Annotated in this window: 7 protein-coding genes and 1 tRNA gene; 6 read left to right on the plus strand and 2 right to left on the minus strand. The window is 35.6% G+C overall.

Annotated features, from left to right (window positions below; genetic code table 11):
- The coding region (locus ACJ5GX_RS03875) for a WPE palindromic element domain-containing protein (RefSeq protein ID WP_495292722.1) at positions 1–2472 on the minus strand (2472 nt) is incomplete at its 3' end.
- 108 nt (positions 2473–2580) lie between these two features.
- On the opposite strand from ACJ5GX_RS03875, the gene ACJ5GX_RS03880 reads away from it, so the two are divergent.
- The 6 genes from ACJ5GX_RS03880 to ACJ5GX_RS03905 all read left to right on the plus strand — a co-directional run bounded on the left by ACJ5GX_RS03880 (position 2581) and on the right by ACJ5GX_RS03905 (position 11278).
- Complete coding sequence (locus tag ACJ5GX_RS03880) at positions 2581–5640, plus strand: phosphoribosylformylglycinamidine synthase subunit PurL (protein WP_007302652.1); 3060 nt, start codon at positions 2581–2583, stop codon at positions 5638–5640.
- A 77-nt stretch (positions 5641–5717) separates the two neighbouring features.
- Entirely contained in the window at positions 5718–6230 is a 513-nt protein-coding gene (locus ACJ5GX_RS03885) for a hypothetical protein (RefSeq protein WP_007302651.1), read from the plus strand.
- A gap of 262 nt (positions 6231–6492) precedes the next feature.
- Positions 6493–6570: transfer RNA gene (locus ACJ5GX_RS03890), tRNA-Arg, on the plus strand.
- A gap of 82 nt (positions 6571–6652) precedes the next feature.
- The gene (gene dnaJ / locus ACJ5GX_RS03895; protein ID WP_012481762.1) at positions 6653–7771 is read left to right on the plus strand and encodes a molecular chaperone DnaJ; all 1119 of its coding nucleotides are present in this window, start codon (positions 6653–6655) and stop codon (positions 7769–7771) included.
- A 169-nt stretch (positions 7772–7940) separates the two neighbouring features.
- Positions 7941–9575, plus strand: coding sequence for a ribonuclease J (locus ACJ5GX_RS03900; RefSeq protein ID WP_052264735.1), 1635 nt, complete (start codon positions 7941–7943; stop codon positions 9573–9575).
- A gap of 446 nt (positions 9576–10021) precedes the next feature.
- The gene (locus ACJ5GX_RS03905) at positions 10022–11278 is read left to right on the plus strand and encodes a Tol-Pal system protein TolB (protein ID WP_012481764.1); all 1257 of its coding nucleotides are present in this window, start codon (positions 10022–10024) and stop codon (positions 11276–11278) included.
- A 38-nt stretch (positions 11279–11316) separates the two neighbouring features.
- On the opposite strand, the gene gatC is transcribed toward ACJ5GX_RS03905, so the two are convergent.
- Positions 11317–11685 (minus strand): Asp-tRNA(Asn)/Glu-tRNA(Gln) amidotransferase subunit GatC, encoded by a 369-nt coding sequence (gatC, locus tag ACJ5GX_RS03910; RefSeq protein WP_495292723.1) that lies wholly within the window; start codon positions 11683–11685, stop codon positions 11317–11319.
- Positions 11686–11705 lie beyond the last annotated feature (20 nt).

Genomic DNA, 11705 nt, shown 5'->3' on the forward strand with positions numbered 1-11705 from the left:
AATTGCTACTTGCCCACCTGGTAGATACTCAACTCTATCACATCTTGCTGTCAATAAAATTTCTTCTGTCATTCGAGTATCTGACCAGCTCTTATTACACAATTGTCTGGTGTGTTCATTTGCAATCAAATTTTTTGGATCCAAGTAGTCAAGCACTGGGATGACACCCTTATTCTTAGTGGAAGTTGTACAGCATCCGCGCAGTTGTGTGTCACGCGCTGGAATATGAAATATCGGATAGGAAAAGCTCTTCTCCAACTCAACTTGATTGTTTCCAGTCCTATCAAGCTCAACAAAAGATTGAATTATCCTCTGCAACCTTACCCACCACATATTTGAAAAGTGGAATCGATTAGACGAGAATATTTCTCGTGCAATATTCATCAGCGACTTTTCGTTGCGTAAATATCTTGCAAGAATATTGTGTACCATAGTGCCAAACTCCAATATCGATGGCTTAAAATTTAAGTCTTTCAACTGTCTAAGGTTCAGTATGTATTCAACATAAAATGAATAAGGGTTACGAATCAGTTTTTCTACCGCACTGCAAGACATCACTTGCATTTTTGCTTGCCTCACTTCAGTTTTAGGTTTTGGCATAGGCTGAGTACATGGAACAATGCACTCAGGTGTATTTAATATTCTTAGCCAATTGCGATAAGGATATTTTGGTTCTTGTAACAGAACTTCCAAACGGCGCAATAGAATTGATTTTCTATCACTCACTAGCCTCGTAATATAAACCTTGCCGGCACCAAATAAATTGCGCAAAGTATACAAAAAGTACCCTTGCTCTTCTTGCACAGAAGGAAGGTTAAATTTTTCTCTATTCAGTGCACTCAAAAACGGATTCTGAAAATTTGGTATATCATTAAATCCAGCAAGTACTACAACCTTATTGTGATATAAGCTGAATTTATCTAAGTTATTTTCTGGAGAAAAAAACTTCCTTTTTAAAAATAATATCAGGATTTGGCTATATAACTCTAAGGAGCATTTTATTGCTACATCTTCACATGCATTTAAGAAATCACGAGTAAAATTACCTATTTCACCATTTAGCTCTAAAAAATTGATATTAGAAAGGACATTAACACACTGCAAATGAGCTGATGCCACATCAAAAATGGGATAATTTACAAGATACAGTAAAGGATTAAATATAATCTTTAACTTACTGATAATAATTAATATATCTTCTTTATGTCTTAGCTTTTTACAAGTATTAATAGCGTTAATAATATCCTTAAGACCATTTGTATTAAAGCTACGCAATACTTCTATCTCAAACTCAGATAAAATACGAGTGTACTCTTCTTGAGCGTAACCAAAAGTCACTAGCCTATGTTTAAGAAGAGAAAGCAATGCCACACCGTTCCATTTTGAGTTCAAAATCTCAATACTATAAAGCAGAAGCGTCACATAAGAATAGTTTTCCGATATGGTACACGCCATACGATCTGCAAGTAATTTATCAAAGACAAACAAAGAAGCGTTTTCATAACCTTCATTCTTTATAATTAGTGACGTCACTTGTGCTTCTTCCTCCCTTGAATCACAAGTGATGACTTCAATATTTTCAATTGATCCGCCACCAACTTCACTTAGATCAGCAGTTGTATCGAAGATATAATCAAGATATTCCTCAGGACTTCCTGTTATCCCAGCCCTTTCTTCTGTCATCCCAGTGCTTGACACTGGGATGACACCAGAACACGCTTCTGACAGAAAACTAACATCCCTTCTATCCACTTTTAAATAATCGAGTAAATCTTTCAGGCAATGTTGATAGTGTTTTTTATCAAGTGATTTCCAATCTTTTTCGTTCATTTTCAAATTCAGGTTAGGTAGAATTATCTTTCCAAATGGCAGGTCATATATAGCCTTAATCAATAACTTGTAGATTTCACCCTTTCCAATTCCAATAAAGATCATATGCTGATCTTTCTGCAGGAAGTTTATCATATTGTTTATGTAGTCATTCTTATGCTTTAGTATATCTATTACTCCCAAACCTTTTAAAGTTTTACTCCAAGTTTTGATAAGTAAATTTATGAAATTCCCTACTTTTTTTGAGTGCTCATCAAGTTGATAATCACCCTCTATTTGGGTATATTGAAGCAATGACGGCAAACTGTAAACCAGATCGATTGGAAAATTATCATTGTTTTTTTTATTCCACTCCAATATAAATTGAATGAGTAGCAGTGTTCTTTTTGTTGGGTTGATAACTTTAACTCTATCAAGATTTAATATTAAATCTTCTTCATCAATGTTTTCTAGTGAAACTATCTCTGGCAAAATTATAGTTCTGTAATTCTTGAATGCACTCAGCAATGCTATAACATCCCTCTTGCAGGGAAGTATGATCTTTATCTCGGGAATTTTTTCTCTTTCATATTCAGAAAATATGTGCTGAACCAGCACATCAAAAAGGGACTCATTCACATTAACAGTAAAAACTCTTCCCACTAACAGTAACAATTAATACAACACTTTTATTGTATAGAAATTATTTAAAATATAAATGTGCTCGCAGTTTCTTATGCTATGATATATTAAAGTCTTTCACAATATTACATGGCAAACATCAGAATAGAAGTTTTTAATAAATGTGAACAAGTTAGCCGCAGAAGGGTAGTTAATGTTTACTTGATTTACATAAGCAAAGAATTACCATCAAAATTACATGAAGAAATTTGTGGGCTATTTTATAATAAAGCCATACAAGACTGCCGTTATTATTCCTACAATGAAAACCTTGAAGAAGTTCAATATAACTTCATAGAATCACAAGCAAAGTGGGGCTTGGAGATAAGCTTTTTACCTGGCATGACCGATAACGTAGGAAACACGGCAAAACAAATTGTTAGAGAATATCTAATGAGCAAACGCCACATTGATGAAAGTGTTTCTATCAAGGCAAGAAGTTCAAAATTGATTCTAAGTCAAGGAGGTTTTCCAACCGAAGATGACATAAAACAGGAATTCAATCCTATTACTGAATATTGCACACTTTTCCATAAAGAAAACGGCAATTGCCATTGGAAGTATTACAGTAAACAAAATACCCCAGTTGGTGTCATTACAGCGCGTGACCAGGAAAAAAAAGAATGGATTCCAGTGTCAAGCACTGGGATGACACCAGGTAATAATGGAGCAAAATCTGTCAAACTCAATGTAAGTGACCAAGAGCTTGAAAAAATCAGCAGAGATGGAATCGATGGTAATGGCACTTTAGGGCTCTCGCTGGCAGCAATGAAAGCTATAAAGGATTACTTTAAAAAACTCGGTAGAAATCCATATGATATTGAACTTGAGTCTCTGGCACAGACTTGGTCTGAACATTGTAAACACAATATTTTTTGCTCCCCTATTGATGAAATAAAAGATGGTCTATATGCTCATTATATTAAGCGTGCAACGCGTGAGATAAATTCTAACATATGCGTGTCAGTTTTCTCCGACAACGCAGGAGGAATAATTTTTGATGACGATTACTTGATTGTAGATAAAGTTGAAACTCACAATAGTCCTTCAGCTCTCGATCCGTTCGGTGGAGCAATGACTGGAGTGCTTGGAGTTAATCGAGATATAGTCGGTTTTGGCAAAGGTGCAGAACCTATCATGAATACTTATTACTTTTGCTTTGCCAAAGAATCAAAAGGCAAACTTTATAGAGATAAAGAGCGTACTGATAAAATCTTACCACCAAAATATATAATGAAAGAAGTGATTCACGGTGTTAATGTTGCTGGTAATTGCTCAGGTATTCCAACGCAACTTGGATCGGTATACTTTGACGATAGATTCTGTGGAAAGCCATTAGTTTTTGTTGGAAGCATCGGAATTATTCCACGGAATATAAATAATGCACCTTCACACATAAAAGAACCCAAAAACGGTGATAAAATCGTAATTATTGGTGGAAGAGTTGGAAGGGACGGAATTCACGGTGCAACTTTTTCTTCAGAGGCATTGTCGGGAAACAGCCCTTCAACAATTGTGCAAATTGGTGATCCTATAACACAAAAAAAATTATCCAACGCCGTCGTAAAAGCAAGAGATCTTGGTCTTTATAATGCAATAACGGATAATGGAGCAGGCGGTCTATCATCGTCCATTGGTGAAATGGGAAAAGACGGATTTGAAGTTGATTTGAGCAAGGTTCTCCTTAAAAACGATGGTATGGCTCCGTGGGAAATATGGATATCAGAATCACAAGAGAGAATGACCTTAGCAGTGCCAGAAGAAAATCTTCCTGCGTTTAAGCAAATCATGAAAACACATGATGTGGAGGTCTGTGTAATTGGAGAATTCAACAAAAGTGGCAAAGCCGTTGTTAAATGTCCCCCAGGAGAAGTAATAATGGACATCGAAACTGAATTTCTGCATGACGGTAATCCCAAAGTGCATTTACAGACGAAACCGTGGTCTAAGGAGTCTGCTGTATCCTTTCCTGTCATCCCAGTGCTTGACACTGGGATCCAGCAGGTAAAGCCTGCAAACATTTTACGCCAAAACCCATACGATGGTAGAGCTGAGCGTGAAATGGATTCCAGTCTCAGCTACTTGCATGACACCTTTGAACTAAAAGAAATGCTAAGCAGACCAAACATACGCAGCAAAGAGTTTATAGTGGTGCAATATGACCATGAGGTTCAAGGATCGTCAATACTGAAACCACTGCAAGGCAAGGGAAGAGTGTGCAGCGAAGCTGTTGTCTCGAGGCCAGTCCTTTCTTCAAACAAAGGTGTTGTAAAATCGCAGGGATTTGGCTCAAGTTATGGAGAAATTGACACTTATCACATGGCAGCATGTGCGATTGACACTGCCATACGCAACTACGTAGCTGCAGGAGGAAATATAAATCATCTAGCGTTGCTCGATAATTTTTGCTGGTGTGATGCTTATAATCCAGAAAGATTGTGGCAACTAAAGAGAGCTGCAGAGGCTTGTTACGACTTTGCAACTGCATTTAAAACACCATTCATATCCGGAAAAGACAGTATGTTCAATGACTTCAAGGGATATGATGAAAATGGCGAGAAAGTGATGATATCTGCACCACCTTCACTACTCATTTCAGCAATTGGAATTATAGACAATATTGAAAATGCGGTATCGCTTGATGTGAAAATGCCAGGGGACTTGATATATGTGCTTGGTACAACCTACGATGAGCTTGGTAGATCTGAATATCAGTTATATAGTGGAATAGATAATAACAACGTGCCAAAAGTTAATGCAAAGAGCGCTAGGAAGTTGTATGAACGTTACAACCAGGCAATAAAAGATGGCATAATTGTCTCTGCAATTGCACCAAACTTAGGCGGCTTAATTATTGCTTTGGCAAAATCGCTAATTGCAGGAGACCTTGGTGCTGAAATTGATCTTTCACTAGTACCAATAGGAAAAACACAAAATACAGACATAATAAACAAGATAATAATGTTTTCTGAATCGCAAAGTAGAATATTAGTAACCATTGCCCCGCAAAATCAGCGGAAGTTTGAAGAATTGTTTAAAGGTATAGTTTTTTCATGTATTGGAAAAGTGACAGAGGAGAAAGCTCTCAATATAAAGGATATTATAAGAATAGATTTGAAAGACTTAGGTACTAGTTTAAATAACTTTTGATTACGCTAGACAAATTTTTCATTATGTGTAATGTCTGATTAAAATAAATGCATATTATTAAATTTGGGTAGGTGATTATGTCCATTTTATCAATACTCTTGCTTATCAGTCTTTCTTTACTTAACACTTCAAATAAATTAATGATATGTGCTGCCTTATTTGTGGGAGCTACTTTAGTTGTAAACTCAATGGTTGAGTTTTATGGTAGAAGCAAAGCTACTTACAGCTTAATAGTGTGTACAGTGATATGCTGTCTTTTTAAATTGCAAAATTTTGGTTTTATGATACTGGTTCTATATACTCCAATTTTAATCTCTCTTCTCTCAAGCATAGTTGTTTTTGAAGAATTAAAGTCGAAATTGAATTTTCATATGGCAAATTTCATCACTTTAATTATAGCATCGGTCATTGATAGTACGATTATTTGTGTTGGACTACTATACAAAATTTCTGCAGGTAAATGCTTATCAATATATATTAAAGATTTAATTTTCAAGTTTTCCTATGCATCGATATTGAGTATCTGCTTGTTTGTAGGAATGTATTTATTCTCCTTGGCAAGCAAGAAGTATTTTAAGGTTTCTGCATAACCCGTCTTCTGATATAGCCAAAATAGTTTAGATTTAACTATAACCGTCATTCCGCTATTTGTTAGCAGCTTGGCAGTATAATGTGAAAAGCTCTTATTCGGATAGCGGTTCTAAAATCAAAGTAATTGGAAACTGTTAACTTAAGTTATCCTTTAAGAGAGCTAGTACAATTTCTTACAGGTTTCATACATGATAAGAGTTTTATTTTTAGCTAAACCAATTGAAATAAGCTATAAAATCTGTTAAAGTCAGCTTTGTGCAAGCACCCTTAGCTCAGTTGGATTAGAGCATTTGACTACGGATCAAAAGGTCGGGCGTTCAAGTCGCTCAGGGTGCACCATATTTTATAGGAAATAGAGGTCATACTTGAAATTCATATATGTAATACCTATCTTTAAAGGTAAAATACTGAGCTATTATATATGAACAAAAAAGACTACTATGACCTGCTAGAAGTGAGCAGAAATGCTAGTACTGACGAGATAAAAAAAGCATATAAAAAACTAGCATTAAAATATCATCCTGACAGAAATCCTGGTAATAAGGAAGCAGAGGAAAAATTTAAAGAAGTAACAGCTGCATATGAAGTTCTATCTGACTCTGAAAAAAGAGCAGGTTATGATCGTTATGGTCACGATGGTGCTTCCGGTGGATTTGATTTCAGCCAAGCTGGAGGGGATTTTAGTGATATATTTAACGATTTTTTTGGTGGAGGATTCGGCGGCAGTACAAGTAGGTCAAGAACAAAAAGAAGTACAACAGGAGTATCTGGAGCAGATCTGCGCTACGACCTTAAAATTACCTTGGAAGATGCATTTAAAGGAATACAAGCACCTATACATTATGTGACAAATATAAAATGTAATACATGCCAAGGCACAGGTAGCGAAGGAGCAATCAAACCAGTTCAGTGCAACACATGCCAGGGAAGCGGTAGAATTAGAACTCAACAGGGCTTTTTTACCATTGAAAGAACGTGTACTACATGCTATGGGGAAGGAGAAATAATACAAAATAAATGTAAGAAATGCGGTGGAAGTGGGCGTAAAAGAGATGAAGTAAATATCTCCGTTTCAATTCCAAAAGGCATAGAAGAAGGAGCTAAGGTAAGGGTCAGTGGTAAAGGAGAAGCTGGAGCAAGAGGTGGAAAAAGCGGAGATTTATACGTATGTGTGAAAATAGCTACTCATCAGATCTTCACTCGCAATAGAGCAGATTTACACTGTAAAGTGCCTATAAGAATGACACTAGCAGTACTTGGTGGTGAAATCGATATTCAATCAATTGATGGAGCTAAAATAAAAGTAAAGGTCCCTGAAGGCACTCAAACTGGTACCAAACTACGTTGTAGGGAAAAGGGTATGCCATATATGAACTCACATGCTCGTGGTGATTTATACGTACAGGTAATAGTTGAGACTTTAAATCCAAAGAATTTAACCCAAAAGCAGATTGAGCTATTAAAAGCGCTTGAGGAAGAGGAACATGAAAGTGTAGAGCAGAAATCTGAAGGATTCTTTGGAAAAGTAAAAAAAAAGTGAGAAATTTGCTAAATGATATAAAGAGGTAGCTGTCTACACTTAATTCTTTTTACCAATTTGAAAGCCTTCTCTTTTAGTGAAAAGATTTTTTTAAGTTATGCAAAAGTGATAAATTCCTTTATTTAAGGTCGAAGTTTTGCTATCCTCGCATTTTAATAATTTAAAATTAATGAACATAAACAAAAATGAGTTTTTATTTCTTCCTCTTGGAGGAGTAGGAAGAATTGGGATGAACGTTAGCCTATATCATTATCAAGGCAAGTGGATTATGATCGACCTTGGTATCGGTTTTGCAGATGAAACTATGCCAGGTGTTGAGCTACTCATTGCTGATGTAGATTTTATTGCTCAAAGAAAAAAAGATTTGCTTGGAATAATAATTACACATGCACATGAAGATCACTGTGGTGCAGTGCCTCATCTGTGGGAAGATTTGCAATGTCCCATATATACAACAAAGTTTACAGTTAATTTTCTCAAGGAGAAACTAAAGGAGTTTCGATTGGAAGGTGTGGTACCTGTGAAAGAGGTAGACATAAATGGCAGCATAAATTTGGGTCCTTTTACCGTTGAGTTTATAAATGTAACTCACTCAATTCCTGAGGCAAATTCAATATTAATTAGCACTGAAGCAGGTAGTGCACTTCATACTGGGGACTGGAAATTTGATCCAAAACCTGTTGTTGGATTAATTTCTAATATAGAGCGTTTAAAAGAAATTGGCGATAAAGGTGATCTACTTGCAGCAATTTGTGATTCAACAAACATACTGAGCAAACACGACCCTGAATCAGAAAGTGAAATTTATGATAATATTTACAATATAATAAAGCGGTCTAAAAAATTGGTTGCTGTCTCGCTATTTGCCTCGAATGTGGCGCGAATTCAAACAATAAGCCAAGCTGCAAAAGCACTAAATAGAAAAGTGGTTTTACTTGGCAGATCTTTATGGAGAATAGTGAAAGTTGCTCAGGATAGTGGTTATTTAACTGATTCTCCTGAGTTTCTAGAAGCAAAGGAGGCAGTAAATTTTCCAAGGGAAAAGCTGGTGCTACTTTGCACAGGTTGTCAAGGTGAGCCACTGGCAGCTACCGCAAGACTTGCCTCTAAGAGTCATCAAGCATTTAAAATGCAGCAAGGTGATACCATGATCTTTTCATCAAAAATCATTCCTGGCAATGAAACTCGTGCACATAACACGCTCAATGCCTTTATTGAGATGGGAGTGGAAGTTATTACTGAAAAAACAGAGAATGTTCATGCTTCCGGGCATCCAGTAAAAGCAGAGCTAAGGGAAATGTATTCTTTGATAAAACCTAAGATGTCTATTCCGGTTCATGGTGAGTATATTCATACGGATGCACATGTAAAGTTTGCTAAAGAGTGCGGTGTGAAAAAAGCAATAATGATTGCACCAGGTGATATTGTTAATTTGGAAAATGGGGAAAAAGTTAGCTCCATTGATGTCGACTACTTTGGTATTGATGGTATGTTACTCCGTCATCCAGAATGCAGCGTTATAAAAATGCGTGAGAGAATGAGAGATGCCGGAGCTATCGTAGTGACAGCAGTTGTAAACAAGAAAAATAAACTGCTTGCTAAGCCAAAAGTATTTGCACCTGGTGTTTTCGAAGCGCAAAAAGATGCAGCCATTATGCAAAAGATCATAAAGAAGGTTGAGTCAGCATTTGACTCACAGCCGATAAAAAAAATAAGAAATAAGATTGAAAGTTCAATATTTAGTATCTTAAAGGAATATTTACTAAAAAGACCTATAATTGAAGTCCAAATAGAACAGGTATAGAAGTATACCTCTTTTTATTAACCATTATTTGAGTAAGAAGTTAACAATGTATTCTTTGATGTTATTTCAGCATGCAATACTGGAATCCGTAAAAAAAAATCAGTGTCAGATCACACAACTATACAAACATTGTGATTTGAATCTACCAGAAGGGTGCCATCTCAACGCCCAGGCAAACATTGTAGTTTTAGAGCAATCTCCACCAGTAGAGTGTCATCCCAGTGCTCTGACACTGGAATCCAGTTTTTCATGCAACCTTGTCAAAGACGTTTATTTTAGAATAAAACAGCTACTTTTATGCTTGCCACCTCAGTGCACTTACTTGCAGTCAAATTTCTGGATTCCAGTGTCAAGTACTGCAGAAATTGATTTACTCTACTGTCATGCAGTTTAACTTCAAAAGTAAGCTATTTGCTGAGATGAAAGGAGGTAATGCAAGAAATCTAATGAAGCTATTCGTTCAACTGGTGTTATTTATTTCGTTATTTATTCCTTATTCCACAAAAGCTGTTTTATATGTTGATATAAAAAAAAGCAATATTGGTAATATTGATCTTGTTGTATCTAAATGTGCATGCAAGACAGAAGTGGAAAATGAGCTAAGTGAAAGCATCACAAAAGTAATTGAAACAAATCTATCTAATTGTGGCTTATTTAATGTGAAACGTGACGCGAAAGTTGAGTCTTGGAAAAGCGATACTGTAGTCACAATAAGTTTAAGTGAAGTATCAAACAGAAATTTAGAGCTATCTTTTCGTTTATCTGACAGCTTTACAAACAGAGAATTGCTTACTCAGTCGGTTGTTTTTCTAGCAAAAGACTGGAGGAAAATTAGTCATCTTGTTTCAGATCTGATACATGATAGATTGATTGGTGAGAAAGGGCATTTCAATACAAAAATTACATATATCGCTGAAGAAAAAGATAGCAATTACAAATCCGTCCGTAAAATTGCTGTGATGAATCAAGATGGAAGTAATATAAAGTACTTAACAAATGGTGAGAAATTTGTGTCAACACCAAGATTTTCACCAAATGGAAAGGGTATTGTTTATATATCATACACAAATGGTAAAAGTTATATAATATTAAAAAATTTAAAAGATAACACTGAATCAATAATCAGCGCATTTGAAGGAGTTATTTCTGCACCAAGATTTTCTCCTGATGGTAAATCTCTTTTTATTTCCCACTCATTGAGTGGTGAAACAAATATATTATCTCTAGACTTAAGCAGTAAACGAACAAAAAAAATTACTAAAGGTTCAGCTATAAGTACTTCTCCCTCTTTGTCTCCAGATCAAAAGTACATGGTTTTTAGTTCTGATATAAGTGGAAGTCAGCAACTATATATCATAGATTTCACTAAAAAAAGCAAAAAACCCAAGAGAATTAGTTTTGGAAATGGAAGATATGCTACACCTGTTTGGTCGCCAAAAGGAGATCTGATAGCTTTTACAAAAATTCAGTCAGGAAAATTTTACATAGGAGTTATGAAGCCAGATGGCAAAGAAGAGCGCTTGCTTTCAGAGGGACATAAAATTGAATCTCCGGCATGGCTACCAAATGGCAGAGAAATTATCTTTACTAACGCAGAATCACCAAGCAACTCTAAATTATATTTAGTAGATTTAGTAAAGAAAAATCAAAAAATGGTTTTTACTCCAACGAATGCTTCTTTACCAGATTGGTCTTATTTCTGAAAGTAGATCTATAAAATCGTTATAAATCTTGCTTTATCTTAATCGTTTATAACCTTCGGTACTACGAAATACCCATGCTCTGATTTTGTATTGGATAATATTTCTTCTTTAATGTTTTGAGAATTTATAATATCATCGCGTACATGGACATCCTTATCTATAGTTCCATAACGCATAGGAGAAACACCTTCAGTATTAACTTTCAACAAAGTATCATGTATCCAATCCAGCATTGTCAGTTCTTTTGAGTAGTATTTAATCTCATCATCGGATAACTTAATCCTCACAAGCTGTGCAGTTTTAAGCATTTCTTCCTTAGTAATTGTTATTTTTCTCTTATTTGCAAATTCTATTAACGAAGTGATAACATCTTCTGTTGATCGATCATGCTTGTGTGTGTGAGACAACCTGTCAGGGTTGCCGCCCT

The organism is Wolbachia endosymbiont of Tuta absoluta (genome assembly GCF_059414725.1).

What these genes read in the sequence shown, in the direction of transcription:
- ACJ5GX_RS03880 (WP_007302652.1), top strand. Translation starts at nt 2,581, where the DNA reads ATGGCAAACATCAGAATAGAAGTTTTTAATAAATGTGAACAAGTTAGC.
- ACJ5GX_RS03885 (WP_007302651.1), top strand. Translation starts at nt 5,718, where the DNA reads ATGTCCATTTTATCAATACTCTTGCTTATCAGTCTTTCTTTACTTAAC.
- dnaJ (WP_012481762.1), top strand. Translation starts at nt 6,653, where the DNA reads ATGAACAAAAAAGACTACTATGACCTGCTAGAAGTGAGCAGAAATGCT.
- ACJ5GX_RS03900 (WP_052264735.1), top strand. Translation starts at nt 7,941, where the DNA reads ATGAACATAAACAAAAATGAGTTTTTATTTCTTCCTCTTGGAGGAGTA.
- ACJ5GX_RS03905 (WP_012481764.1), top strand. Translation starts at nt 10,022, where the DNA reads ATGAAGCTATTCGTTCAACTGGTGTTATTTATTTCGTTATTTATTCCT.